This is a genomic window from Nonomuraea coxensis DSM 45129 (assembly GCF_019397265.1).
GTDB classification, from domain to species: domain Bacteria; phylum Actinomycetota; class Actinomycetes; order Streptosporangiales; family Streptosporangiaceae; genus Nonomuraea; species Nonomuraea coxensis.
The window spans coordinates 5,428,883-5,454,539 of the sequence record NZ_CP068985.1 but is presented as its reverse complement, the minus strand read 5'-3'; the positions used below and the strand labels follow the sequence as shown (position 1 = coordinate 5,454,539).

The 25,657-nt window shown below is 75.5% G+C and carries 18 protein-coding genes; 13 read left to right on the top strand and 5 right to left on the bottom strand.

All coding sequences use genetic code 11. The features are described 5' to 3' along the window. Nucleotides 1-15 precede the first annotated feature (15 nt). From Nocox_RS25620 to Nocox_RS25570, 11 genes are read left to right on the top strand one after another with little or no spacing between them, the layout of a single operon-like run. A complete protein-coding gene (locus tag Nocox_RS25620) occupies nt 16-924 on the top strand; it encodes an ACP S-malonyltransferase (RefSeq protein ID WP_020547705.1) in 909 nt (302 codons plus the stop codon). Continuing rightward, on the top strand, nt 921-1,358 hold the full coding sequence (locus Nocox_RS25615) for a holo-ACP synthase (protein WP_020547706.1): 438 nt from the start codon (nt 921-923) through the stop codon (nt 1,356-1,358). Before Nocox_RS25620 ends, Nocox_RS25615 begins: the two co-directional genes overlap by 4 nt. A 29-nt stretch (nt 1,359-1,387) precedes the next feature. Further along, the gene (locus Nocox_RS25610; protein ID WP_020547707.1) at nt 1,388-2,266 is read left to right on the top strand and encodes an ester cyclase; all 879 of its coding nucleotides are present in this window, start codon (nt 1,388-1,390) and stop codon (nt 2,264-2,266) included. An 11-nt stretch (nt 2,267-2,277) separates the two neighbouring features. After that, nucleotides 2,278-3,060 (top strand): alpha/beta fold hydrolase, encoded by a 783-nt coding sequence (locus tag Nocox_RS25605; protein ID WP_020547708.1) that lies wholly within the window; start codon nt 2,278-2,280, stop codon nt 3,058-3,060. Next, nucleotides 3,057-3,539, top strand: a complete 483-nt coding sequence (locus Nocox_RS25600) for a 4'-phosphopantetheinyl transferase superfamily protein (protein WP_020547709.1) — start codon at nt 3,057-3,059, stop codon at nt 3,537-3,539. Before Nocox_RS25605 ends, Nocox_RS25600 begins: the two co-directional genes overlap by 4 nt. Then, entirely contained in the window at nt 3,536-4,570 is a 1,035-nt protein-coding gene (locus Nocox_RS25595; protein WP_020547710.1) for a right-handed parallel beta-helix repeat-containing protein, read from the top strand. Before Nocox_RS25600 ends, Nocox_RS25595 begins: the two co-directional genes overlap by 4 nt. Then, complete coding sequence (locus tag Nocox_RS25590; RefSeq protein ID WP_026215270.1) at nt 4,567-5,508, top strand: ABC transporter ATP-binding protein; 942 nt, start codon at nt 4,567-4,569, stop codon at nt 5,506-5,508. Before Nocox_RS25595 ends, Nocox_RS25590 begins: the two co-directional genes overlap by 4 nt. 2 nt (nt 5,509-5,510) lie before the next feature. Next, nucleotides 5,511-6,701 (top strand): ABC transporter permease, encoded by a 1,191-nt coding sequence (locus Nocox_RS25585; RefSeq protein WP_051112796.1) that lies wholly within the window; start codon nt 5,511-5,513, stop codon nt 6,699-6,701. Further along, entirely contained in the window at nt 6,698-7,858 is a 1,161-nt protein-coding gene (locus Nocox_RS25580; RefSeq protein WP_020547713.1) for an ABC transporter permease, read from the top strand. The genes Nocox_RS25585 and Nocox_RS25580 overlap by 4 nt, the downstream gene beginning before the upstream one ends. Before the next feature lie 17 nt (nt 7,859-7,875). Beyond that, a complete protein-coding gene (gene rfbA, locus Nocox_RS25575) occupies nt 7,876-8,772 on the top strand; it encodes a glucose-1-phosphate thymidylyltransferase RfbA (RefSeq protein WP_020547714.1) in 897 nt (298 codons plus the stop codon). Beyond that, nucleotides 8,769-9,632, top strand: coding sequence for a hypothetical protein (locus tag Nocox_RS25570; protein ID WP_020547715.1), 864 nt, complete (start codon nt 8,769-8,771; stop codon nt 9,630-9,632). Before rfbA ends, Nocox_RS25570 begins: the two co-directional genes overlap by 4 nt. Before the next feature lie 15 nt (nt 9,633-9,647). On the opposite strand, the gene Nocox_RS25565 is transcribed toward Nocox_RS25570, so the two are convergent. Genes Nocox_RS25565 through Nocox_RS25555 form a run of 3 tightly spaced genes read right to left on the bottom strand, consistent with a single transcriptional unit; the run spans nt 9,648 to nt 13,515 of the window. After that, nucleotides 9,648-10,814: a cysteine desulfurase family protein gene (locus tag Nocox_RS25565; RefSeq protein WP_020547716.1), complete on the bottom strand. Its 1,167-nt coding sequence runs from the start codon at nt 10,812-10,814 to the stop codon at nt 9,648-9,650. Between the two features lie 5 nt (nt 10,815-10,819). After that, nucleotides 10,820-11,710 (bottom strand): LPD16 domain-containing protein, encoded by an 891-nt coding sequence (locus tag Nocox_RS25560; RefSeq protein ID WP_020547717.1) that lies wholly within the window; start codon nt 11,708-11,710, stop codon nt 10,820-10,822. An 8-nt stretch (nt 11,711-11,718) separates the two neighbouring features. After that, nucleotides 11,719-13,515, bottom strand: coding sequence for a condensation domain-containing protein (locus Nocox_RS25555; RefSeq protein ID WP_084685981.1), 1,797 nt, complete (start codon nt 13,513-13,515; stop codon nt 11,719-11,721). A gap of 239 nt (nt 13,516-13,754) precedes the next feature. Here Nocox_RS25555 and Nocox_RS25550 point away from each other — a divergent pair, with 239 nt between their 5' ends. After that, entirely contained in the window at nt 13,755-13,961 is a 207-nt protein-coding gene (locus Nocox_RS25550) for a phosphopantetheine-binding protein (RefSeq protein WP_020547718.1), read from the top strand. A 15-nt stretch (nt 13,962-13,976) separates the two neighbouring features. On the opposite strand, the gene Nocox_RS25545 is transcribed toward Nocox_RS25550, so the two are convergent. Both Nocox_RS25545 and Nocox_RS25540 read right to left on the bottom strand, forming a co-directional pair. Then, a complete protein-coding gene (locus Nocox_RS25545) occupies nt 13,977-15,509 on the bottom strand; it encodes an amino acid adenylation domain-containing protein (protein ID WP_020547719.1) in 1,533 nt (510 codons plus the stop codon). A 40-nt stretch (nt 15,510-15,549) separates the two neighbouring features. Beyond that, nucleotides 15,550-16,902 (bottom strand): condensation domain-containing protein, encoded by a 1,353-nt coding sequence (locus Nocox_RS25540; protein ID WP_020547720.1) that lies wholly within the window; start codon nt 16,900-16,902, stop codon nt 15,550-15,552. A gap of 278 nt (nt 16,903-17,180) precedes the next feature. Between Nocox_RS25540 and Nocox_RS25535 the strand changes: the two genes are divergently transcribed. Beyond that, nucleotides 17,181-25,655, top strand: coding sequence for a type I polyketide synthase (locus Nocox_RS25535; protein ID WP_219495507.1), 8,475 nt, complete (start codon nt 17,181-17,183; stop codon nt 25,653-25,655). Nucleotides 25,656-25,657: the final 2 nt, after the last annotated feature.

Genomic DNA, 25,657 nt, shown 5'->3' with positions numbered 1-25,657 from the left:
GCGAAGGGAGTGACGTTGAAGCTCGGCTATCTCTTCCCCGGGCAGGGGACCGTCCGCGTCGGGATGGGCGGCTGGCTGCGCCGCCGGCCCGTCGCGCGGGACCGGCTGGACCTGGTGGACGCGCTGCTGGACCGCCCGATCTCCCCGCTGTGCGCCCGCGGCCCGCTCGACCGGCTGGTGGCCACCGAGCACGCCCAGGTGGCGGTGACCGCCTGCAACCTGGCCGCGCTGGCCGTCCTCGCCGAGGAGGGCCACGCGCCCGCCGTGGTCGCCGGGCACAGCGTGGGCGAGCTGAGCGCGCTGCACGCGGCCGGCGTGCTCGCGCTGGCCGACACCGTACGCCTGGTCGAGACGCGGGCCCGGCTCATGGCCGCGGTCGGCGAGCGCGGCGGCATGCGGGCCGTGATGGGCCTGCCCGTCGAGCGGGTCGAGGAGCTGGCCGAGGCCGCCGGCGCCCCCGGCGAGCCCGTCGTGGTGGCCCTGGAGAACGCCCCCGGCCACGTGGTCGTCTCCGGCTCCCCGTACGCGCTCGACCGGTTGACCGCGCTCGCCACCGACGCGAGCAAGGTCGTCCCGCTCCAGGTCGGCAACGCCTTCCACTCGCCGCTCATGGCCCCCGCCCTGCCCGGCTGGGCGGCGGCGGTGCGCGCCGCGGCGATGCGCGAGCCGCGCGTGCCCGTCGTCCCCAACGTCACCGGCGAGCCCACCACCGACGTCGCCACGCTGCGCGAGGCCCTGATCGGCCAGCTCACCGGCCGGGTGCTGTGGACCCGTACGGTCGCCGCCGTCGACGCCTTCGCCTCCGGCGTCGAGGTGGGCGACAGCAAGGTGCTCACCGGCCTGTCGCGCCGGGCCGAGGCCCGCTGCCTGAGCATGTCCGACCCCGCCACGCTGCGCCGCCTGGCCAAGGCGGTGGCCGCGTGAGCGGGCAGGCGGGGCGCTGGGGCAGCGCCGTCGTCCGCCACGCCGGGCTCGACCGCCCCGCCGACCTGCTCGCCGACCTGCCCGGCGGCGCCCGGCTGGAGGAGGTCTTCACCCCCGCGGAACGGGTCCGCTCCGCCCGGGGCCGCACCCTGCAGCACTGGGCGGGCCGGCTGGCCGGCAAGCGGGCCGTGCTGCGCCTGCTCGGCCTGCCCGCCACCCCGCGCCGCCTCGGCCAGGTCGAGGTGCTGCCGCGCCCCACCCGCGCCTGCCGCGCCGACGCGGCCTGCCTGGACGGCCACCCGCCCGCCGTCCGCCTGACCGGCGAGCTGTCCGGCCTCGCCGGAGCGGGGGAGCACATCCGCCTCTCGCTCAGCCACACCGCCGAACGCGCCCTCGCCGTGGCGCTGGACGCCCAGCCGGAGGAGCAGCGATGACCAGTGACGCCCCCGCCGGAGGACCAGGCATGACAGGCGACGCCCCCGCCGGAGCGAAGATGACCGGCGACGCCCGCAAACTCGCCCAGGACCACCTGCGTGCCTGGTGCGACGGCGACCCCGAGGCGGTGGCCGCCACCGCCGCGAGCTACGCCGACCCCGACTCCGGCGGCGTGCTCTCCGGGCCGGCCCTCGCCGCCCACGCCGCCGCCACGCTGGCCCGCTTCCGCGGCCCCGGCTTCGAGACGGGCCACCTCGTGGGCGACGCCGACGCCGCCGTGCTCGGCTGGACGCTGCGCGCCGACCACCGCGAGCCCTACCTGGGCATGCCCGCCACCGGCGGCCGGGCCGAGGTCTCCGGCACCGACCTGGTCACCGTCGACGGACGTGGCGCGCACGTACGCCGCTCCTACGACCGGCTGGCGCTGGCCGAGTCGCTGGGCTACACCGCGCGGTTCGTGCCCGCCGCCGACGAGGTCCGCGAGTTCGGCGTCAGCGCCCGCGCCGGCAGCGCCCGCACCGAACGCCCCGGCGCGCTCGTCCTGACCTGGCTGGAGGTCCGCGACGACGCCGAGGCCGCCGAGGTGGACCTGCTCAGCGTCGAGATCGTCAAGTCGCTGCGCGCCGCCCGCGGCTTCCTCGGCCTCACCACCTTCGACCTCGGCGACCGCAAGTACACCCTGAGCGCCTACGACCGGCTGGAGTCGGTCCGCGCCGTCCACGCCCGGCCGCACCAGCGGGCCATGCGCCGCTTCTTCAAATCCGGCCTGTGCGAGCGCGTCCACACCAGCGTCTGGCGTCCCGTCAGCGCCCGCGACTACGCCCGCTGCCCCGGCTGCGCCGCCACCGTGCGGACCGACGCGGCCTGCGGCTGCGGCTGGACCCCCGCCGCCGTACCGACCCTGTGACTGGAGACCCGATGCACGAGTTCACCGCCGAGCACCTGCCCGGCGACGGCAGGCCGGCCGTGGTGTTCATGTCCGCGCTGTTCGCCGGCGGCTGGATCTGGGACCACCCCTTCCACGCGCTCGCCGCCGACGGCCTGCCGGTGCTGCGCACCAACGAGGCCGTCTGCGCCCTCGACCGCCAGGTCGCCGGCTCCGTCGAACGCCTCGGCGACGCCTTCCTGCGCGCCTGCGACCGGGCGGGCGTCGGCGAGGCCGTGATCTGCGCCAACTCGCTCGGCGGCCTCGTCGCCATCGACCTGGCCGGCCGCCGCCCCGACCGGGTGCGCGGCATCGTGGTCAGCGGCGCGCCCGGCCTGACCGCCGACCCCGACGTGGGGCTGAGCTTCGACCGGCGGGGCAGCGTCCGGCCGTTCGGCGACGACTTCGGCGAGCGCATGGTCGCCGCCCTCTTCCACAGCGGACGCAGCCACTTCGCGCCCGAGCGCATGGCGGAGGCCGGAGCGCTGCTGCGGCGGCCGGAGGCGATGGTCAGCATGGCCCGCAGCCTCAAGGCCACCCGCCGCTACCAGGTCAGGGCGGCGCTGGAACGGGTGAGCTGCCCGGCGTCCTTCGTCTGGGGACGCCACGACCGTATGACGCCGGTAGGGCCGTGGCTGGAGCTGCTGTCGGCGTACCCGCGGCACGAGGTCCTGGTCGTCGAGGACAGCGGCCACATCCCCATGGTCGAGCGGGCCGAGGAGTACACGGCCGCGCTGCGCGGCTTCGTCGCCCGGTGCGCGGGAGCGCCGGTATGAGCGCCGTCCTCGTCAGCGCCGTCCTCGTCGGGGTGGACATCGTGGAGAGCGACCGGCTGGCCCGCGCGGCGGCCCGCGGCGGGACGATACTCACCCGCCGCCTCACCACCCCCGCCGAACGCGACCGCGGCCCCGGCCCGGCCGCCTTCTCCGTCAAGGAGAGCCTGATCAAGGCCGTCGGGCTGCGCCCGCCCGGCTTCACCTGGCACGACTTCGAGGCGCTCGCCGCCCCGCCGCGCGGCTGGGCCGGCCGGCTCATGGAGGAGGCCGCGGGCGAGCTCGCCGCCTCCACGGGGGTGCGGCTGAGCACCGGCGCCTCCTACGCCGTACGCGGCGCCAGCGCCCGCGCCGCCCGCGAACGGCTCGGCCCCGGCACGGCGGCCGGCGCCGCCCGCTGGGGCGAGGGCGGCGGCCTGTTCGTCTCCCTCGCGATCGTGTACGTCGAGCAAGCCCTTGGCGAAGAGAGGAGCGCGTCATGACCGTGACCGTGACGGGGACCGTGACCGTGGCTCCCGGCGAGCCGGTCCAGCGGGCGCTGGACGAGGCCGGGCCGGGCGCGCGCGTCGAACTGGCCGAGGGCGTGCACCCCGGCGCGGTCTGGATCCGCCACCCCGGCGTGACCCTCGCCGGCGCCGGCCCCGGCCGGACCGTCCTCGCGCCAGGCCCGTCCGGCGGCCTGCCCGCGGACGTGCCGCGCCTGCACGACGCCGGCCCGGAGGTCGTCAGCGGCGTCACCGTCCACGGCCCCGGCGTCGCCGACGTCCGCGTGGAAGGGCTCGCCGTGCGCGGCTTCTCCGGGGCGGGCGTCTACGCCCACTCGGCCGCCCGCGTCACCGTCCACGACGTGGCCGCCGAGGACAACGCCGTCTGGGGCGTCTACCTGCGCGAGTCGGCCGCCTGCCGGATCACCGCCTGCCGGGCCCACGGCAGCCGGTACGCCGGCGCCGCCCTCAGCTTCTGCCCCCTGTCCGACCACCTCGTCGAGGGCAACGACCTGCACGGCAACGCCTTCGGCCTGTTCGTCGACAACTCCTCGGGCGTCCGGGCCGTCCGCAACGCCTGCCACGGCAACGCCATCGGCATGCTCCTGCTCAACCAGGTCTACGAGGGCGAGCCGCCGGGCGGCGTCACCGACTGCCTGGTGGCCGGCAACGACCTGCACGGCAACTGCCTGGCCGCCGGCGCGGAGCCGGACGGGCTGGGCGCGGCCGGGCCGCCGATCTCCGGCGTCGGCCTCGCGCTCATCGGCACCCACCGGGTCGCCGTCGTCGACAACCACATCCACGGCAACCACCCCAGCGGCGAGTCCGTCATGGGCGCCGGCTTCGTCCTCGGCTCCTCCAAGGACTGGGGCGGCGACGACGTCCTCGACACCCACGTCCTGTGGAACCGCGTCCACGGCAACACGCCCCTCGACCACCAGCTCGGCGCGGACCTCGCCCGCCAGTGCTTCGCCGCCAACACCGCCGGCAAGGGCGACCCGCCCGAGAGCCCCGGATGGCGGCGATGACGGCCCCCGCCCTGGCCTGCCGGGGCCTCACCAAACGCTACGGCGACCTCACCGCCGTCCAGGACGTCGGCCTCGCCGTCGCGCCCGGCCAGGCGTACGGGCTGCTCGGCCCCAACGGCGCGGGCAAGACCACCACGATCGCCATGCTCGTGGGGCTGCTGCGCCCGGACGCCGGCCACGTGACCGTCTGCGGCGTGGACCTCGCCGCCGACCCGATGCGGGCCAAGGCCAGGCTCGGCTACGTCCCCCAGGAGGTCGCCCTCTACCCGGAGCTGACCGGCCGCGAGAACCTGCGCTTCTTCGGCCGTCTCTTCGGCCTGCCGCGCAGGGAGCTGCCCGGCCGCATCGAGGAGGTGCTCGACCTGATCGGCCTGACCGGGCGGGCCGACAGCAAGCTCGGGACGTACTCGGGCGGCATGCGCAGGCGCGTCAACATCGGCGCCGCGCTGCTGCACCGCCCCGAGGTGCTGATCCTGGACGAGCCCACCGTCGGCGTCGACCCGCAGAGCCGCAACGCCATACTCGAAGGCGTCGAACGCCTGGTCGCCGGCGGCATGTCGCTCCTCTACACCTCCCACTACATGGAGGAGGTCGAACGGGTCTGCGACCGCGTCGCCATCATCGACCACGGCCGGGTCATCGCCGACGGCACCCGCGAGGAGCTCATCGCCCTGGTCGGCGGCCACGACAAGGTGGAGCTGTCGCTCGACGGCGACATCGCCACCGCCCTCGCCAAGCTCCGCGCCGTCGAGGGCGTCATCGAGGGGGCGCGGACCGGCGGCACGTCCATCCGGCTGATCACCGACGGCGGGCGGCGGCTGCTGCCCTCCCTCATCACCGCCGTGGACGGCTGCGCCACCGTGACCGCCACCCGGGTCGTCGAACCCGACCTGGAGGCCACGTTCCTGCACCTCACCGGCAGCAGTCTGCGGGACTGACCATGAGACGAACCCCCTTCACCCCGCTCCTCACGGTGGCCGCGCTCGAACTGCGCACCCGCCTGCGCGACGGCACCGCCCTGGTCATCGCGGTCGTCGTGCCGGTCGCGCTGGCCGCGCTGTTCGGCGTCGCGCTCGGCGGCGACGACCCGCCGCTGAAGGCGACCGTCGGCATCGTGGACCTGGACGGCGGCGAGTTCCCCGCGAGCGTGCGCCGCGAGGTGGCCGGCTCGGCCGAGCTCAAGGGCAGCGTGACGCTGCGCGACCTGCCCAGCAGGGACGCGGCGGCGCGCGCCCTGGAGGCCGACGAGATCGGCTCGGCCGTCGTCTTCCCCGCCGGGTTCAGCGGCAGCGTCGGCGCGGGCGAGGGAGGCCGGCTCGACGTGCTCACCTCGCCGCGCTCGCCCCTCGCCGGCGTGGTCGCCCGCGCCATCGTGGACCGCATCTCCGCCCTGGTGGACGCGCGCACCCTCGCCGTCCGCGCGGCGCTGCTCGCCGGGGTACCCGGCGACGAGGTGAAGGAGCTGGTGGAGCGCAACGGCGCGGCCGGCCCGGCGCTCACCCTCGACGACGACCCCCTCGCCGGCGGCAAGGTGGACCTGGCGGTCTACTACGGCTCCGGGATGGCCGCCCTGTTCGCCTTCTTCGTCGTCGGCGCCTCCTTCCGCGGCCTGCTGACCGAGCGCAAGCTCGGCACGCTGGACCGGATGCGGGCCGGGCCGCTCGCCGTGTGGGTGCCGTTCGCCGGCAAGGCCGTGGTCGGCTTCGCGCTGGCCCTGGTGAGCGTCTGCGTCACCTGGGCCGCCTCCGTCCTCGTCTCCGGCGCCACCTGGGGCGACCCGCCGGCCGTGCTCGCGGTGCTGGTCGCCCACGTCCTGGCCGCGGCGGCGATCACCATGCTGGTGACCTCCCGCGTCCGCACCGACGCGCAGGCCGACGGCGTGATCATGGTGGTGTCGTTCGTGGCGGCTTTCCTCGGCGGCAGCCTCGTGCCGATGCACAACCTGCCCGGCGTGCTCCAGGCCGCGGCCCTGCTCACCCCCAACGGCTGGACCTCGACCGCGCTCACCGAACTGGCCGGCGGCGGCGCCGGCCTCGCCGCCGTGGCCGGGCCGATCGCCGTCCTGTGCGCGATCGCGCTGGTCGCGGGCGGGCTCGCCGTGGCCGGGCTGAAGAAGGGAATGCTGCTGTGACGGCTCCTGACCGCCCCGGCGTCCCCCGCCCCGTGCTCGCGCTGGTGGCCGCCAACCTGCGGCGGCACGCCCGCGACCGGGTGGGCCTGTTCTTCATGGTCGTCATGCCGTTCGTCTCCATCGTCTTCGTCGGCATGGCCATCGGCGACGCCGCCGACCGGCTGCCGGTCGGCGTCGTCGCCCCCGGCTCCGACGCCGTCACCGCCGCGCTGCTGGCCGAGCTGCGCGCCCGTCCCGACCTGGAGGTCACCCTGGCCGGCTCGGCGGCGGAGCTGCGCTCGGGCGTGCGCTCCGGCGCCCTCGCCGCCGGCCTGGTGATCCCGCCCGGCTCCACCCGGCTCGGCCTCGTCGTCACCCAGACCAACGGCAGCGGCATGGCCGCCCGCAGCGCCGTCGACGTCGCCGTGGGCAGGGTCGCCGCCGTCCGCGAGGCCACCCGCGCCGCCGAGGCCGCCGGCGCGAGCCCCGCCGAGGCCGCCGCCCTGGTACGCCGCGCCCAGGCGGAGTCCGGCCGGGTCGCCGTGACCGGCTCGGCCGCCGGAGCCGCCGACCCGCGCGGCTTCGCCTACACCGCCCCCGCGAACCTGCTGCTGTTCACCTTCATCAACTCGATGGCCGTGGCCGCCGCGCTCGTCGAGAGCCGCCGGCTCGGCCTGCTGCAGCGCGCGCTCACGGCGCCCGTGCGCCGGGCGTCCGTGCTGCTCGGCGAGGCGCTGAGCCGCTTCCTCGTGGCGCTCGCCCAGGCCGGGCTCATCGTCGTGGTCAGCGCCGCGGCGTTCGGCGTCTCGTGGGGCGACCCGCTCGGCGTGACGGCCGTCGTGGTGGCGTTCTCGCTCGTCGCGACGGGAGCCGCGCTGCTGGTCGGCACGCTGCTGCGCACCCCCGACCAGGCGCCCGCCATCGGGCCGCCGCTCGGCGTGATCCTCGGCATGCTCGGCGGCTGCCTGTGGCCGCGTGAGTCGTCCGGCGACGTCATCAACGCGCTCGGCCACCTCTTCCCGCACGCCTGGGGCATGGACGCGCTGCTCACCCTCGCCCAGCCGGGCACCGGGCCGGGCGAGATCCTGCCCCAGCTCGCCGTGCTGGCCGGGATGGCCGCCCTGCTGCTCGGCGCCGCGCTGACCCTGTTCCGCCGCCGCGCGCTGAGCGCCCACTAGGAAAGGACGGGGACGCCATGAAGGGCATCCTGCTCGCCGGCGGGAGGGGCACGAGGCTGCTGCCCACCACGCTGGCGGTCTCCAAGCAGCTCCTGCCGGTCAACGACAAGCCGCTGATCTACTTCCCGCTGTCGGTCCTCATGCTGGCCGGGATCACCGACATCCTGCTCGTCACCACGCCCGAGGACGCCCCCCAGCTCCAGCGCCTCCTCGGCGACGGCTCCCACCTGGGCCTCGCCATCTCCTACGCCGAGCAGCCCGAGCCGAACGGCATCGCCGAGGCCCTCGTCATCGGCGCCGACCACATCGGCGACGACTCCGTCGCGCTCGTCCTCGGCGACAACGTCTTCCACGGACACAACTTCCAGGAGCTGCTGCGGCAGGCGTGCCACGCCGTCGACGGCTGCGTGCTGTTCGGCTACCCGGTCAGCGACCCCCACCGCTACGGCATCGCCGAGGCCGACGCCGCAGGGCGGCTGCTGTCCATCGAGGAGAAGCCCGCCGCCCCCCGCTCCAACCTCGCCGTCGTCGGCCTCTACCTCTACGACAACGACGCCGTCGACATCGCCAAGAACCTCGCCCCGTCCGGCCGCGGCGAGCTGGAGATCAGCGACGTCAACCGGGCCTACCTGGAACGCGGCAAGGCGCGCATGGTCCACCTCGGCCGCGGCTTCGCCTGGCTCGACGCGGGGACGCCGGAGTCCCTGCTGCAGGCCGGGCAGTACGTCCAGCTCCTGGAGCAGCGGCAGGGCGTCCGGATCGCCTGCCTGGAGGAGATCGCCCTGCGGATGGGCTACATCGGCGCCGAGGACTGCCACCGGCTCGGCGTCGCGCTCGGCTCGTCCGCCTACGGCCAGTACGTGATCTCGGTGGCCGAGCAGTTCGGGAACAGACAGCAGGAGGCACGACCATGACGTTGACGACGTCGTACGCGGGCGGGCCGCCCGCAGGAGAGGGCGAGTCCGAGACGATCGGGGCCATCGAGGCGGCCGCCGCCGACCTCGGCATGGGAACCGGCGAGCTGCGCCAGGCGGTGCGGCACCTGGAGCGCGAGATCTACCGCCGCCGCGAGCTGATCGACCAGATCCGCGAGCGCATCACCCTGTTCGAGCCCCGCCAGGGCGGCGACGGCGACGGACGCAGCACCGTCGAGTACCTGACCGGCACGATGGAGGTGCGCGGCTTCCTCAAGACCGCCTCCGACGGCTGCCGCGAGGAGGTGCTGGTGCTGCAGGCCGGCGGCGTGGTCGAGGAACTGTCGGACACCTATGTCGGGCTGGTCGCGCGCGGCGTGACCGTGCGCATCATCTGCCAGCACCGCAACCGGGCCGACGTGGCCACCCGGATGCGGATGAAGCGCCTCACCGACGCCGGCGCGATCATCTACACCGTCAGCCACGTGCCCCGGTCGGCGATCGTCTTCGACCGGTCGCTGGTCGTGCTGTTCGGCGTCGGCGACGCCGAGGCCAACGTGGCCAGGGTGCACAACCAGGGGATCGCGCAGTTCTTCCTGGACCTGTTCAACCACCTGTGGGAGATGGCGACGCCGCTGGAGGGCATCGACTTCGGCTACGCGGGCGTGGCCGACGACCTGCAGCAGTCCATCGCCTCGCTGATGGCCAAGGGCTACACCGACGAGGTGGTGGCGCGCAAGCTCGGCATGTCCGTGCGGAGCTGCCGCCGCCACATCGCGACGATGATGCGCGACCTCGACGCCACCAGCCGCTTCCAGGCCGGCGTCCAGGCGGCCAGGACCTTCCTGGGGGCGGGCTGAGCCGCCCCGCGCGGCTCAGCCCTGTGCCGGCGTGGCGGCCGTCGTCACGCCGGCCAGGGCGCGGGCCCGCTCCACCAGCAGCTCGACGCCGAGCGCCAGGTCCGCGAAGCTGATCCCGGCGTCCAGGCAGATCCGCACCGAGCAGTTGGCGTCCTCGGCGGGGACGCCGATCGCCGTCAGCACGTACGACGGCTCCTGCGAGCCGGAGTTGCACGCCGAGCCGGTGGACACCGCGACCGTCCGCAGGCTGGAGACCAGGCTCTCGCCGCGCACGCCCGGCAGCACCACGTTCAGCACGTGCGGCACGCTCGCGTCCGGGTCGCCGTTGACCCGCAGGCCCGGCACGCCGGCCGCCAGCACGCCCAGCGCCGTCGCGCGCAGCTCCCTCACCCGCCGCCACTCGGCGTCGAGCCGGGCCGCGGCCAGCTCGCACGCCTTGCCCATGCCGACCACGAGATGCGTGGGGATCGTGCCGCTGCGCAGCGCGTGCTGCCCGCCGCCGTACATGACCGGGCGCAGCCGGTGGCGGATCTCCGGCCGCACGTACAGCGCGCCGACGCCCTTCGGCCCGTGGATCTTGTGCGCCGACAGCGACAGCGTGTCGGCGCCCGCCTCCCGCACCCTGATCGGGATGCGGCCCGCCGCCTGCGCCGCGTCCACGTGCAGCAGCGACCCCACGGCGGCACACAGGCCCGCCATCGCCGCGACCGGCTGCACCACGCCGATCTCGCTGTTCACCCAGGCGGCCGTCACCACCCGCGTGTACGGGTCCAGCCGCGCGGCCAGGTCGTCGAGGTCCACCTGACCGCTCGGCCGCACCCGCGCCGTCCGCGCGTCCAGGCCCCGCGCGGCCAGCGCCTGCCCGACCGCCAGCGACGACTTGTGGTCGATCGGGCAGAAGAAGCCGTTCACCGGGGCCCGCTCGTCATGGCCGAACACGCCCAGCAGCGCGATGTTGTTGCCCTCCGTCGCGCCCGAGGTGAACACCACGTCCTCGGGGTCGGCGCCGATCAGCCGGGCCACCGACGCGGCCGCCTCGTCCACGGCGCGGCGGGCCCGCTTGCCCAGCATGTGCGGCGACGACGGGTTGCCGAACTCCTCCCGCAGGAACGGCAGCATGGCGTCCACGACCTCGTCGTCCACGCGGGTGGTGGCGCAGCCGTCCAGGTAGATGACCTTCATCGGGGTCACCGCCGGAACGTGCTGACGGTGACGAGGTTGCCGTAGATCTCCTCGGCCGACATCTCGCCGCTGCCGCCGGGGTCGGCGATCACCACCCGCATGCCGGGCAGGTCGTACAGGCTGAGCGCGATGTCCACGCCCGTCTCCACCGGCATCAGGCACTCGCCCGGCGCGAAGATCAGCAGGTTGCGGTGCCCCGCCCGGTACACCTCCGACACCATCTCCGTGATCTCGCCCGCGCAGCCGGTGACGCCGCAGCTGATGAGCGTGCGATAGTTGCCGTCGCCGTCCAGGAACGCCACCTCCGTGTCGCGCGGCCCCGAGTCGAGGTAACGCTTCTCCAGCCGGCCCTCCTTGACTAAACGGTCGGCGGCCTTCTGGAAGCGGTACTTCAGCCACGTCTCCGGGAAGGCGAGAGGATGCTTCCTGCTCGGCAGCACGCTCTCCTGCGACAGGCCCGCCTCGCGCAGCGCCTCCTCGTACGAGGGGGGCAGCGCGCTCAGCCCGGCGAAGAACTCCGCCCGCAGCTCGGAGGCCGGGCGGCCGCCCGTGGGCACGTACTGCCAGTCGTTGATCAGCAGCAGCAGCCGGACGTCCGCGCCCGCCGCCGCGTACTCGCCGAGCAGCCCGATCGACATCCGCCAGGTGTAGCCGGGGAAGATCCCGACCCGGCCGGCGATGCGGCCGCGCATGGTCTCGTCCGGCTGCTCCTCGATCACGCCCGGCGTCAGCCGGCCCGACGACGGGTCCTCGAACAGCATGAAGTGGCCGCCCATGACCACCAGGTCGCCGAGGCCGGCGGCGGGCAGTTCGCGGGCGATCGCCTGGCGCAGCTCCTGCTCCGAGGCGACCAGGCGGCGGCTCTTGGCCACCTGGCCGGTGAGGGTGTGGTTCATGTCGCTTTTCACTCCGAACTGCTAGGGATCTGGGTGGACGGAGTACGCGGGCCGGGAGCCAGCCGGGCGGCCAGCGCGCCCAGCGGCGCGGGCCCGGTGAGCTGGTGCAGTGTCAGGCCCTCCCAGCCGCGCTCGCGCAGGAGGGCCAGCACCCGCGGGACGCGCAGGGCCAGGCCGCCGGCGAGGACGTAGCTGTCGGACGGGTCGACGTGGGGCAGGCCGTGCGTCTCCCGCACGGCCTCGGCGAGCGCCGCCACCGCGGCGTCCGTCACGGCGGCGTCCGTCACGGCGGCGTCCGTCACGGCGGGGTCCGTCGCGGCGGGGTCCGGCGGGGGCTCGGCGGGCGGGGGCTGGGGGGACCGGGGCTGCGGGGGAGGGGCGAGCGGGGGCGGCCCAGCGGCGACGGCGGCCCGCACGCCGGCGCGGTCCCCCGCCCGTGCGCCGGCGCCGCCTCCGGCCCGTGCGCCGGCGCTGTCTCCGGCCCGTGCGCCGGCGCTGTCTCCGGCCCGTGCGCCGGCGCTGTCGTCGGCGCTGTCGTCGGCGCGGTCCTCGGCGAGGACCAGGGCCTCCATGCCGCGCAGGAACCACTCGACGTCCTCGCGGCCCATCACCGCCGCGGCGGCGTGCAGCGACAGCGAGACGGCGTCACGCCACTCGTCGATCCGCAGGTACGTGTCCAGCTCGCAGCGCGCCCACGACACCGGCTCCGGGTTCCAGGTGAAGGCGGTGCGGCGCCCGCCGTACTCCTTGGTGCGCTGCTTGATGAAGTTGACCTCCGAGCCCAGGCGCACCTCGCCGCCGCGCCGCGAGCCCTCCCTGGAGATCATCTCGACGACCTTGTCGTAGGGCACGTACGCGTGCTCCCTGGCCCGCTCGAAGCCGTCCGCCAGCCGCCGTACGAGCTCGCGGAACGGCGGGTCGCCGGAGGCGTCGACGGTCACCAGCATCGGGGAGAACATGCAGGTCAGCACGTCCGGGTACGGATGCGCCTCCCGGTTGCCCGCGAACACCCTGCACCCCACGACCCGCTGCCCGGTGTAGAGAGCCGTCATCGCCGCGTACGCCGCCACCGTCACCAGCGACGGCCACACCCCGTGCCTGGCCGCCACCCGCCGCCCGGCCGCGAGGAGCGCGGGCGAGACCAGCGTGGCGTGCCCCGCCCCCTCGGCGGGCCTGCGCCGCCGCGCGAACGGGTCGCGCGGCAGCCGCGCCACCCCCTCCTGCCAGTACGCCATGGACCGGGCCGCGACGATGGCCGCGTCCGCCGACGCCTCGTGACGGGCCAGGTCCGACGGCTGGTGGCGGACCGGGGCCAGCGCCGCCGGGCGGCGGGAGGCGAGCCCCGCGGCCTGCGTGCGCAGCTCGCGCTTGATCTCGTCCAGCGTCCAGGCGTCCACCGCGAGGTGGTTGAAGACCAGCACGCACTGCTTCGGCACGCCGCCCGAGGTGATGAGGCAGGCCCGCACCGGCCACTCGCCGCCCAGGTCGAACGGCCGGCGGCCGAGCTCGTCCACGACGTCCGCGGGGCCGGGGGTGCCGTCCCGCTCCGTGGTGGCCACGGTCACCGGCAGCGGGCCGGGCGGCTCCACCCGCTGCGCCGGCTCGGGCTCCAGCCGGTACGTCGTCCGCAGGATCTCGTGCCTGCGGGCGAGATGGGTGAGCATCGCCCGGCACTGGGCGACGCTCAGCCCGCCGGGCACCTGGAACCGGAGCACGACGTGCGTCTCGTGCTGGTGCTCAGGCGGGAGCTGATGGACGCGCAGCCACATGTAGCGCTGCCCCCAGCACAGGCTCGCGGATTTCATCAGGACGTCACCCCGGCACGGTTCGCGCGGTTCGAATACCCTGAGAATTGGCCTTTCCCGGCCGCGGGGCAACGGGCGCGCGATGGCCGGTTCGGCGTGGCACAACCTGTCAGCGGGCGCCGATTGACCGGCGACCCCTTATTTCGGCAGCCTTTTGACACAAGGGTTGATTCCATGAGATGGGGGTCCGCGCCATGCTGGATATACCCAGTGGTTTTCAGAGCATTTTGCGCTCGCATTTGCCGTACGCCGATTCCGGCGAGCTGGCCGCCCACGACGAGCTGGGGGCGCTCGGGCTCGACTCGATGGGGGTCGTGCGGCTGCTGGTGGAGGTCGAGGACGCGTACGGGATCGAGCTGCCGGACGAGCTGCTGAACGAGTCGACGTTCGCGACGGTCGGCTCGCTCTGGCAGACCCTCGCCAACGTGTGGCCCCCGCTCCGCTGACGACCGGCGGGGCGGTCAGAGGGCCAGGGCGGCGGCGGTGGCGCGGCGGTCGATCTTGCCGTTGGCGTTCAGTGGCAGGGCGTCGAGGACGGTGACCGAGCGCGGCACCATGTACCCGGGCAGGACCCCGGCCACCCCGCGCACCAGCGCCGGCGGCTCCAGCCCCGCGCCGGTGCAGGCCGCGACCAGCCGCGGCTCGCCGTCCGCGCCGGGCAGCGCGAGCACCACCGCCTCGTGCACGCCCGGCTGCCCCCGCAGGGCCGCCTCCACCTCGCCCAGCTCCACCCGGTGCCCGGAGATCTTCACCTGCTGGTCCAGCCGGCCGAGGTGCACCAGCAGCCCGTCGTGCCAGGCGACCCGGTCGCCGGTCCGGTACCACAGCTCAGGCGGCACGCACGGCTTCCCTGGGGAGGGCGCGGCCGGTGAGCCGTCCGGGTGCGCGAAGCGGCCCGCGTTCACGCCGGGGTCCGTGTAGCCGGGGAAGCGCTGCACGCCGCGCAGGCACAGCTCGCCCGCCGCGCCGCCCTCCACGGGCCGCCCGGAGGCGTCCAGCACCACGTGCTCCACCCCGGGGTACGGCAGCCCGATCGGCACCGTCCCGTTCGGCGTCCGCGGCCAGGCGGCCGGGTCGGCGGGCAGCCGGTACTGGGTGCAGCTGATCGTGACCTCCGTCGGCCCGTACAGGTTCTCCAGCACGCTTCCCGGCGCGGCGGCCCGCCACGCCTCCGCCTGCCGCAGCGTCAGCGGCTCCCCGCAGAACAGGCTCCAGCGCAGCGACGGCATCGCGCCCGGCGTCAGCCGGCGCAGCCGCATGGCCAGCGACACCACCGACGGCACGCTGAACCAGTGCGTCAGCCGCTCGCGGGTCACGTACGCGACCGGCTTGAGCAGGTCGTACGGCCCCGGCACGACGAGCGTCGCCCCGCTGCCCCAGGCCGCGAACATGTCGAACACCGACAGGTCGAAGGTCAGGTCGAAGGTCTGCGACAGGCGGCAGCCCGGCCCCAGCCCGTAGCGGGGGATCACGTGCGAGAGGTAGGCGTCCACGCTGCGGTGCCGCACCGGCACACCCTTCGGCACGCCGGTCGAGCCGCTGGTGAACAACACGTACGCGGCCGCGTCCAGGTCCTCGGGCCCGCTTCCTGGCGCGACCGGGGGACCGCCGCGGGCCCGGTCGGCGCGCACCACCGGCGTCGCGGCCGGCAGCGCGCCGGGGGGCGGCGGCCCGTCGGCCAGCACCAGGTCCAGCCCGGCCGCCGCGGCGACCGCCCGGTTGCGGGCGGGCGGCGCGGCCGGGTTCAGCGGGACGACGGTCGCGCCGAGCCGCTGCACCGCGAGGTACCCGGCGTAGGCGAGCACGCCGTGCGCCGCGTACAGGCCCACCCGGGACGGCGGCCCCCCGCAGGCGCGGGCGACCTCCGCGGCCAGCCGCAGGGACAGCGCGTCCAGCTCGGCGTAGGTGTGCCGGTCTCCGCCCACCTCCAGCGCGACCCGGCCGCCGTGCCGGGCGGCCGAGTCCGCGAACCACCGGTAGAGCGTGCGTTCCATGGGTCTCTCCACGATGCGAGGCGAGGCGCCCCCGGCGCGGTCACGCCGGCGGCGGCTCGGACGGGAACAGCTCGGGCGGCGGGGTGGCGCCCGCGCCCCACAGGTCCTTCAGCGCCCGCCCAGGATCGGTCACGGCGAGCCGCGTCCCGGCCGCCACCGTACGCATGACGTCGGTCATCGCCTCGGCGGGCAGCACCTCGGGATCGGCCAGCATGAGCACGCTGGTCCGGCCGCCGCGCACCTCCACGCGGACCCGGAACGCCTGCCCGTACTGCTGGGCCAGCGGCGTCCAGGCCAGCTCGGCCGGGGCGGGGTCGCGCGGGTCGCTCGGCGCGCGGTCCACCTGGATGTAGTTGAACCAGGCCCGGAACAGGTGGTTCACCCAGCAGTCGTGCCCCGGCCGCTCGCCCAGCCCCGCCGCCATGGCCGCGATCCGGTCGATGTCGTAGCAGGAGTGCCGGTAGGCCCTGGCGCTCGCCCAGTGCAGCCGCCTGACGTGCTCGGCGAGCGTGGCGCGCAGGTCCACGCCGGCGACGAACGGGATGAGCTGGTTCATGGTGCCCACGTTGTGCTGGTCCTCGGGCGCGAACCGGTTGGACGACATCAGGCTCAGCGTCACCCGGTCGGTGCCCAGGTGCCGGGCCAGGCCCGCGGCCACGAACGCCATCAGCACCGCCGGGGCCGTCACGCCGTGCATGCGGCCGGCCTCGGCCGCGTACCCGCCGAGGGCGCGCGAGTGCAGCGTCAGCTCCAGCCGGTCGCGCTTCACCCTGGCCGGCAGCGTGGGCAGGGCGTCCGTCAGCCCCTGCTCCAGCACGCCGCGCCAGTAGCGCTCCGAGCTCTCCTGCCGGGGCCGCCAGGACTCCTCCCGCTGCCGCCGCCCGACCTCGCGCGGCGCCGGCCCGGTCACCGCGGTCGCCCCGGGGTCGGCCAGCAGCGCCTTGAACTGGTCCTGGATGTGGTGGATCGACCACACGTCCACGATGAGGTGCGAGAACGTCAGCGTCATGTAGAGCGGCACGCCGTCCGTGCTGACCAGCCGCGCCCGCCAGTTGAGGTCGTCCTCCATCGCGAACGGGATCGCCAGCTGCTCGGCCTTGGTCCGCTCGTGCTCGGACGGATCGGTCACCACCCGGTCGTCGTGCAGGACCGGCGGCTCGACCGTCTCGTGCACGCGCTGCACCGGCGTCCCGCCGGCCACGTGGTACGTCGTCCGCAGCGCCTCGTGCCGGTCCACCACCCGCCGCAGCGCCCGCATGACCTGCTCCATCGAGGTCCCGCGCAGGTCCCAGGTGCTGGGCAGGTTGGCCTCGGCCAGCCAGTCACGCGGATACCGCTCGATCTCCCGCCAGCTGAACAGCTGGCCGTTGCTGAGCCGCGCCTCGACGGGCATGCCGTCCCCCCTCCGCGAGCCTTTTCCGTCCGTCATTCATCGCGGACGCGAATGCCCGGGGTCAAGGCCGTCACGGCGGCGGGCCGATGGCCACTAATGGCGGCAACTTCATGCCGATGGCGCGGGCGTGTGCCGGGCCGGACGGCCACCTTAAAGTCGCACTGTCCATGTAATAGCCGCGAACTCCACGGCTGTCGAGTAATTCACACGCGGCCGTCCGGACAAAAACCGTCGGCGTCGTACACCGACGATTCCCGAGGCTTTGAGGTGGCGCATTGATGGCTGGTGAGTCGACGCAGCGGGCCGTTCAGGACGAGCCGGTGGCCGTCGCGGTCGTCGGCATGGCGTGCCGGCTCCCGCGGGCCGCCGATCCCGGGCGGTTCTGGAGACTGCTGAAGGACGGCGTGGACGCGGTCACCGAGGCGCCCGAAGGCCGCCGCGAACCCGGCGCCGCCTACCCGCGCGGCGGGTTCCTGGACGACGTGGACGGCTTCGACGCCGCCTTCTTCGGCATCTCGCCCAACGAGGCCGCCGTCATGGACCCGCACCAGCGGCTCGCGCTCGAACTCGCCTGGGAGGCGCTGGAGAGCGCCCGCGCCGTGCCCGCCACGCTGCGCGGCAGCGCCGCCGCGGTCTTCCTCGGCGCCATCTCCAACGACTACGCGGCTTTGCAGGACCGGCTCGGCCTCGGCGGGCTCGGGCGGCACGCCTACACGGGCGCGAACCGGGCCATGATCGCCAACCGGGTGTCGTACGTGCTGGGCCTGCGCGGCCCCAGCCTCACCCTCGACACCGGCCAGTCGTCGTCGCTGGTGGCCGTCTGGATGGCCGCCGAGAGCCTGCGCCGCGGCGAGAGCGACCTCGCCCTGGCCGGCGGCGTCAACCTGAACCTGCTGCCCGAGACCACCACCGCCATCGGCAACTTCGGCGCGCTCTCGCCCGACGGCCGCTGCCACGTCTTCGACGAGCGCGCCAACGGCTACGTACGTGGCGAGGGCGGCGCGCTGGTCGTGCTCAGACGGCTCGCGGACGCGCTCGCCGACGGCGACCCGGTGCACGCGGTGATCCTCGGCGGCGCGGTCAACAACGACGGCGGCGGCGACGGTCTCACCGTGCCGAGCGCCCGCGCGCAGCAGGAGGTCATCGCGCTCGCCTGCGACCGCGCCGGGGTCCGGCCCGGCCAGGTGCGCTACGTCGAGCTGCACGGCACCGGCACCAAGGTCGGCGACCCGGTGGAGGCCGCCGCCCTGGGCGCCGCCTACGGCACGTCCCGCCCCGCGGGCGACCCCCTGCTCGTGGGCTCCGTCAAGACCAACATCGGCCACCTGGAGGGCGCGGCGGGCATCGCCGGGCTGCTGAAGGTGGTGCTCGCGCTCAAGCACCGCGAGCTGCCGCCCAGCCTCCACTTCACCACGCCGCCGGCCGAGATCCCCCTGGACGACCTGCGCCTCGACGTCGTACGGACCCTCCGCCCCTGGCCGGGCGACGCCGCACCCGTCGTCGCCGGGGTCAGCTCCTTCGGCATGGGCGGCACGAACTGCCACCTCCTCCTCACGGGCCCCCCGCCCTCCTCCGAGCCGCCCTCCTCCGAGCCGCCCGCCTCCTCCGGCGTGGGTGGCGGCGCAGGGGCGCCGTGGGCGGTGTCCGCGCGCGCCGACGAGGCGCTGCGGGAGCAGGCCGGACGGCTCGTGGCGACGGCCGCCGACCCCGCGACCGACCCCGGCGACGTCGCGCTCAGCCTCGCCGCCACCCGCTCCGCCTTCGAACGCCGCGCCGTCGTCCTCGCCCAGGACCGCGACACGCGCCAGGCCGCCCTGCGCGCCCTGGCCGAGGGCCGCGCGCACGACGACCTCGTCACCGGGACCGCCACGGGCGACGGCAGGACGGCGTTCGTCTTCCCCGGGCAGGGCTCGCAGTGGCCGGGCATGGCCCGCGACCTGCTGTCCGCCTCGCCGGTGTTCGCCGCCCGCGTCGCCGAGTGCGCCGACGCGCTCGCCCCGTTCACCGGCTTCTCCCTCCTCGAAGTGCTGAGCGAACGCCCCGGCGCCCCCGGTCTCGACCGAGTGGACGTCGTCCAGCCCGCCCTCTGGGCCGTCATGGTCGGCCTCGCCGAGCTGTGGCGCGCGCACGGCGTCGAGCCCGCCGTCGTCGTGGGCCACAGCCAGGGCGAGATCGCCGCCGCCGCCGTGGCCGGCGCGCTCTCCCTGCCGGACGCCGCCCGGGTCGTCGCGCTGCGCAGCCGCGCCATCGCGGGCATCGCCGGCCGTGGCGGCATGATGTCCGTCGCCGCCCCACTCAGCGTGGTCGAGGAGGCCGCCGCCGGGCTCGCCGTGCACGTCGCCGCCGTCAACGGGCCGCGCGCCGTCGTGACGTCCGGCCCGCACGACGCCCTGGCCGCGCTCGCCGCCCGGCTCGACGGCCACCCCACCAAGATCATTCCGGTGAACTACGCCTCCCACTCGCCCGAGGTCGAGCAGGTACGCGACGAGGTCCTCGCCGCCCTCGCCCCCATCCGGCCCATGAGCTGCGCCACGACGTTCGTCTCCACCCTGACCGGCGAGCCGATGGACACCGCCGGCCTCGACGCCGGCTACTGGTACCGCAGCCTGCGCCACCCCGTGCGCTTCGCCGAGGCCGTGGGCACGGCGCTCGGCGCGCGCTGCGAGCTGTTCGTCGAGTGCAGCCCGCACCCGGTGCTGGTCGCGGGCGTGGAGGAGACCGCGGAGGCGGCCGGCGGGGACGTCACCGCGATCGGCACCCTGCGCCGCGACGACGGCGGGCCAGGACGGGTCGCGCGCTCGCTGGCCCACGCCTACGTCTCCGGCGCGCCGGTGGACTGGGCGGGGCTCTGCCCGGGGGCGCGGCTCGTGGACCTGCCGACGTACCCGTTCCAGCGCCGCCGCCACACTCCGCGGTCCCTCCCGCGCCCCCGCCAGGGCGTCGAGCCGCCCGTGACGGCGGAGCCCGAGGCCGTGGCGTCGCCCGGCCGCTCCCGCGAGGACCTGCGCCGTCTCGTCCTCGACAGCACCGCCCGCCTGCTCGGCTACGCGGACGCCGCCGAGGTGCCGCCCGGCCGTACGTTCAAGGACCTGGGACTGGAGTCGGCGGCGGCCGTCGAGCTGCGCGACCGGCTGCGCGCGGCGACCGGGCTGCGCCTCCCGACCGGCCTGCTGTTCGACCACCCGACCCCCGAACGCCTCACCGACCACCTCCACACCCGGCTCACCGCCCTCGACGGGCCCGCCGGCACCGAGGAGGAGCCTGCGAAGGGGGCCGCGTCCGCCGAGGAACCGGCCGCGACCGTCGGCGACCTGGCGACCGACGACGACCGGATCGCCGTGATCGGCATCGGCTGCCGCTACCCCGGCCAGGTGTCGTCCCCCGAGGACCTGTGGCGGCTGGTCATGACCGGCACCGACGCCATCGGCGACTTCCCCGCCAACCGCGGCTGGGACCTCGACGCGCTCCTCGCCGCCGGCCCGGACCGCGCCGGCACCAGCGACACCCGCCACGGCGGCTTCGTCCACGACGCCGACCTGTTCGACGCCGCGTTCTTCGGCATCAGCCCCCGCGAGGCCGCCGCCATGGACCCGCAGCAGCGGCTGCTGCTGGAGATCTGCTGGGAAGCCCTGGAACGGGCCGGGATCGACCCCGCCGAGCTGCGCGGCTCACCCACCGGCGTGTACGTCGGCGCCATGGCCCCCGACTACGGCCCCCGACTGCACCAGCCCACCGGCGCCGCCGACGGCCATCTGCTCACCGGCACCGCGCTCAGCGTCGTCTCCGGCCGCGTCGCGTACACGCTGGGCCTGCGCGGCCCCGCCATCACGACGGACACCGCGTGCTCGTCCTCGCTGGTCTCCATCGTGCTCGCGACGCAGGCGCTGCGGCGCGGCGAGTGCTCGATGGCGCTGGCCGGCGGCGTGACGGTCATGGCGAACCCGGGCATGTTCGTGGAGTTCAGCAGGCAGGGCGGCCTGGCCGCGGACGGCCGGTGCAAGGCGTTCTCCGCCGGCGCGGACGGCACCGGCTGGGCCGAGGGCGCCGGCGTCCTGCTCCTGGAGCGCCTGTCCGACGCCCGCCGCCGCAACCACCCGGTACTCGCCGTCATCAGGGGCGGCGCGATCAACCAGGACGGGGCCAGCAACGGCCTCACCGCCCCCAGCGGCCAGGCACAGCAGGAGGTCATCAGGGACGCCCTCGCCGACGCCCGGCTCTCGGCCGCCGACGTGGACGCGGTGGAGGCCCACGGCACCGGCACCCGGCTCGGCGACCCCATCGAGGCCGAGGCCGTCATCGCCGCGTACGGCCGGGAACGCCCGGCCGACCGGCCCCTCTGGCTCGGATCCCTGAAGTCGAACCTCGGGCATACGCAGGCGGCTGCCGGGGTGGCGGGTGTGATCAAGATGGTGATGGCGTTGCGGCACGGTGTGCTGCCGAGGACGTTGCACGTCACGGAGCCGACGCCGCATGTGGATTGGTCGGCGGGTGGGGTGCGGTTGCTGACCGAGTCTGTGGAGCTGGTGGGGCGGGCTCGTGCGGGGGTGTCGAGTTTCGGGGTGAGTGGCACGAACGCGCACGTGATCGTGGAGAGCGCTCCGGAGGTCGAGGTCGAGGCGGTTGTGGGGGAGCCGCTGGTCTCGGGCGGGCCGGTGCTGGTGTGGGTGGTGTCGGGCAGGAGTGGGCCGGCGTTGCGGGCGCAGGCGGCGCGGTTGCGTGAGTACGCGGCGTCGGTGGCGGAGGAGGAGCTGGGTGCGGCGGGCCGCGAGCTCGCGCGCCGGGCGCGGCTCGCGCACCGGGCCGTGGTCGTGGCCTCCGGACGGGACGAGCTGCTGGCCGGCCTGGAAGCGGTGGCCGCCGCCCGCCCTCACCCGTCGGTCCTCACGGGCGTGGCCCCGGGCGAGACCGGACCGGTGCTGGTGTTTCCGGGTCAGGGGTCGCAGTGGGCGGGGATGGCGGTCGAGCTGGCGGGGTCGTGTGCGGTGTTCGCGGCGGCGTTGGAGCGGTGTGATCGGGTGCTGGTGCCGTTGACGGGGTGGTCGGCGGGTGGGGTGTTGCGTGGTGAGGCGGGGGCGCCGGAGTTGGTGGGTTCGGCGGTGGTGCAGCCGGTGTTGTGGGCGGTGATGGTGTCGTTGGCGGAGGTGTGGGCTGCGGCTGGGGTGGTGCCGCAGGTGGTGGTGGGTCAGTCGCAGGGGGAGATCGCGGCGGCGTGTGTGGCGGGGGCGTTGTCGTTGGAGGACGCGGCTCGGGTGGTGGTGGTGCGGAGCCGGGCGTTGGAGCGGGTGGCGGGTTCTGGGGGGATGGCGGCGTTGGATGTGCCGGCGTCCCGCGCGGAGGAGTTGCTGGCTTCTGGGTGGGGGGGCCGGTTGTGGGTGGCGGTGGAGTCGGGTCCGTCGGGGTGTGTGGTGGCGGGGGAGGCCGCCGCATTGGAGGAGCTGGCCGGTTCTGCTGTTTTCGATGGGGTGCGGGTGCGGCGGATCGCGGTGGATTACGCCTCGCACACGCCGCACATGCGTGCTCTGGAGGGGGAGCTGGACGCGGCTCTGGAGCGGGTGGGGTCGGGGCCTGGCCGGGTGGGGTTCTGTTCGTCGGTGACGGGTGGGCTGGTGGCGGGGGAGGAGTTGTCGGGCCGGTATTGGGTGGACAACTTGTGCCGGCGGGTGCGGTTCGACGCGGCGGTGCGGGTGGCTGCGGGGTCGGTGCGGTGGCCGGTGTTCGTGGAGGTGAGTCCGCATCCGGTGCTGGTGGGGGATGTGGGGGAGATCTGCGGGGACGCCGGTGTGGCGGCGGGGGTGTGCGGGTCGCTGCGCCGGGGTGAGGGTGGTCCGGGGCGGTTGCTGGTGTCGCTGGCTCAGGCGTGGGTGCAGGGCGCACCGGTGGAGTGGGCGGCCGTGCTGGGTGGCGGGCCGCGTCCGCGGACGCAGCCACCGACGTACGCCTTCCAGCGCAGCCGTCACTGGCTGGACGCCGACGCGGCCTCGTCCAGGCACCCGCTGCTCGACCAGGCCGTCCCGCTGGCCGTCGACGGCGGCTTCCTGCTGACCGGCCGCCTGTCGCTCGCCGCCACCCCGTGGCTGGCCGACCACGCCGTGGACGGCGTCGTGCTGCTGCCCGGCACGGCCTTCGCCGAGCTGGCGCTGGAGGCGGCCTCCCGTACGGGCTGCGACCTGGTCGAGGACCTGACGCTGGAGGCCCCGCTGGTCCTCCCGGCCACCGGCGCCACCCACCTCCAGGTGACGGTGGGCGGCCCGGACGAGCACGGCCGCCGCCCGCTGGGCGTGCACGCCCGCCGTACGGACGACGACCCCTGGACCCGCCACGCGCACGGCCTGCTCGCCACCGCCCCCGCGACCGCACAGGAGCGGGAACGCCTGACGTCCTGGCCGCCCGAGGGCGCCGAGCTCGACCCCGACGACCTCTACGAACGGCTCGCCGCCCGCGGCTACGGGTACGGCCCCGCCTTCCGCGGCCTGCGGGCCGCCTGGCGCGGCGCGGACGGCGCCGCCTACGCCGAGGTCGCGCTGCCCGAGCCGGCCCGCGCCGACGCGGCCCGCTTCACCCTGCACCCCGCGCTGCTGGACGCCGCGCTCCACCTCGCCGTCGGTGAGGCGGACGCGACGGACGACGCCCTGCTGCTGCCGTTCTCGTGGAGCGGCGTACGGGTGGCCGCGCTCGGCGCCGAGGAGCTGCGCGTCCGCCTGGACGACCGCGGCGAGGACCGGATCGCGCTGGCCCTCTTCGACGGCACGGGGGAGTGGATCGCCGGGATCGACACGCTCGCCCTGCGCAGGACGGCCAGGAACGCCGCCCGCCCCGCCGCCTCGACCCCGGCGTACGCGGTCGAGTGGGCCGAGGCGCCCGCCCCCGCCGCACCCGCGCAGCGCTGGGCGGTGGTCGGGTACGACGAGCTCGCCGACGAGATCGAGGCGGAGATGCCGGCGTCCGGCGTCACGGCCCCGCGCTACTACGATCTCGCCTCCCTGGCCGACATGACCGCCGGCGAGACCCCCGGCCTGGTCCTCGCCCCGCTGCGGGGCGACCAGGACGACCTCCCGTACGCCGCCCACGACGGCCTCGGCCAGGCGCTCGACCTGGTGCAGGGGTGGCTCGGCGACGAGCGGTTCGCCGGCTCGCGGCTGGTCCTCGTCACCCGCCCCGGCGACCTGGCCGGCGCGGCGGTACGGGGCCTGGTGCGATCGGCGCAGTCGGAGCAGCCGGGCAGGTTCGCGCTGGCCGAGCTGCCGGAGGGCTTCTCCGCCTGGGAGCGGCTGGCCGCGGCCGTCGCGGCGGGCGAGTCGCAGCTCGCGGCCCCGGACGGCACGCTGCGAGCGCCCCGGCTGGCCCGCCGCGACGCCACCGACGAGGCCGTCCCGGAGCTGACCGGCACGGTGCTGGTCACCGGCGGCACCGGCGGTCTCGGCGCGCTGGTGGCGCGGCACCTGGTGGAACGGCATGGCGTGCGGGACCTGATCCTGCTGTCCCGCAGCGGCCCCGGCGCTCCCGGCGCGGCCGAGCTGACCGCCGAGCTGGAGAAGCTGGGCGCGCATGTCACCGTCACCGCCTGTGACGTCGCCGACCGTGAGGCCCTGCGCGCCGTTCTGGACGCGGCCCCCGGCCTGTCCGGCGTCGTCCACGCCGCCGGAGTCCTGGACGACGCCCTGGTACAGGACCTCACCCCGGACCGGATCGCGTCCGTCCTGGCACCGAAGGGCGACGCCGCCTGGCACCTGCACGAGCTGACCTCCGATCGGCCGCTGTCGATGTTCGTGCTGTTCTCCTCGGTGGCGGGCGTCCTGGGCAACGCCGGCCAGGGCAACTACGCCGCCGCGAACGCCTTCCTCGACGCCCTCGCCGAACACCGCCACGCCCTCGGCCTGCCCGCGGTCTCCGTCGCCTGGGGTCTGTGGGACACCGCCTCCGCCATGACCGGCACCCTCGACCAGGCAGACCTCGCCCGCCTGGCCCGCGCCGGCATCGCCCCCCTCACCGCCGACCAGGGCCTGGCCCTCTTCGACGCCGCACTCACCACCCCCGACCCGCTCATGGTCGCCGCCCGATGGGACAACGCCGGGCTGCGCGCCCGCGCCGAGCGGGGCGACCTGCCGCCCGTGCTGACGGGCCTGGTCCGGGCCCCGCGCCGGGCCGCGCCGCAGGCCAGGACGGCACCGGCCGCCACCGCCGGGCCTGGGCCGACCGAGCTGCTGGCCGGGATGACCGAGGCGGACGGCCGCGCCCACCTGACCCAGCTCGTGCGCGGGCACGTGGCCGCCGTGCTCGCCCACTCCAGCCCCGACCAGGTGGAGGTGGACCGCGTCTTCAACGAGCTGGGCTTCGACTCCCTGACCGCCGTCGAGCTGCGCAACCGGCTCGGCGCGGACACCGGGCTGCGGCTGCCCGCCACGCTCGTCTTCGACCACCCCACCGTCACCTCGCTCGCCGACTACCTGTTCCAGTCGCTGGCTCCGGACGGGCCCTCGCCCGAGGACGCCCTGCGCGCCGCGGTGGACCAGGCCGAGGCGGCGCTGCTGGCCGCCAACGGCCAGGCGGACGCCGTCCGCCGCAGCCTGGTCGCCATCCTGCGCAGCGCCCTGACCAGGCTCGGCGCCGGCCAGGAGGCCGGGCGGCCCGGTTCCGGCGGGGCCGCCGAGGAGATCGTGTCCGCCTCGGACGAGGAGATCTTCGCCTTGATCGACAACCGATCGATGACGTCCCCCCTGAGGACCTCCGTGGAAGGGCCCGGCCATGGCCAATGAGG

Excerpts from the sequence above, each read along its gene's own strand:
- Nocox_RS25600 (WP_020547709.1), top strand. The coding sequence starts at position 3,057 with ATGAGCGCCGTCCTCGTCAGCGCCGTCCTCGTCGGGGTGGACATCGTG.
- Nocox_RS25595 (WP_020547710.1), top strand. The coding sequence starts at position 3,536 with ATGACCGTGACCGTGACGGGGACCGTGACCGTGGCTCCCGGCGAGCCG.
- Nocox_RS25610 (WP_020547707.1), top strand. The coding sequence starts at position 1,388 with ATGACAGGCGACGCCCCCGCCGGAGCGAAGATGACCGGCGACGCCCGC.
- Nocox_RS25590 (WP_026215270.1), top strand. The coding sequence starts at position 4,567 with ATGACGGCCCCCGCCCTGGCCTGCCGGGGCCTCACCAAACGCTACGGC.
- Nocox_RS25570 (WP_020547715.1), top strand. The coding sequence starts at position 8,769 with ATGACGTTGACGACGTCGTACGCGGGCGGGCCGCCCGCAGGAGAGGGC.
- Nocox_RS25585 (WP_051112796.1), top strand. The coding sequence starts at position 5,511 with ATGAGACGAACCCCCTTCACCCCGCTCCTCACGGTGGCCGCGCTCGAA.
- Nocox_RS25545 (WP_020547719.1), bottom strand. The coding sequence starts at position 15,509 with ATGGAACGCACGCTCTACCGGTGGTTCGCGGACTCGGCCGCCCGGCAC.
- Nocox_RS25540 (WP_020547720.1), bottom strand. The coding sequence starts at position 16,902 with ATGCCCGTCGAGGCGCGGCTCAGCAACGGCCAGCTGTTCAGCTGGCGG.
- Nocox_RS25565 (WP_020547716.1), bottom strand. The coding sequence starts at position 10,814 with ATGAAGGTCATCTACCTGGACGGCTGCGCCACCACCCGCGTGGACGAC.
- Nocox_RS25560 (WP_020547717.1), bottom strand. The coding sequence starts at position 11,710 with ATGAACCACACCCTCACCGGCCAGGTGGCCAAGAGCCGCCGCCTGGTC.
- Nocox_RS25535 (WP_219495507.1), top strand. The coding sequence starts at position 17,181 with ATGGCTGGTGAGTCGACGCAGCGGGCCGTTCAGGACGAGCCGGTGGCC.
- rfbA (WP_020547714.1), top strand. The coding sequence starts at position 7,876 with ATGAAGGGCATCCTGCTCGCCGGCGGGAGGGGCACGAGGCTGCTGCCC.
- Nocox_RS25555 (WP_084685981.1), bottom strand. The coding sequence starts at position 13,515 with ATGAAATCCGCGAGCCTGTGCTGGGGGCAGCGCTACATGTGGCTGCGC.
- Nocox_RS25605 (WP_020547708.1), top strand. The coding sequence starts at position 2,278 with ATGCACGAGTTCACCGCCGAGCACCTGCCCGGCGACGGCAGGCCGGCC.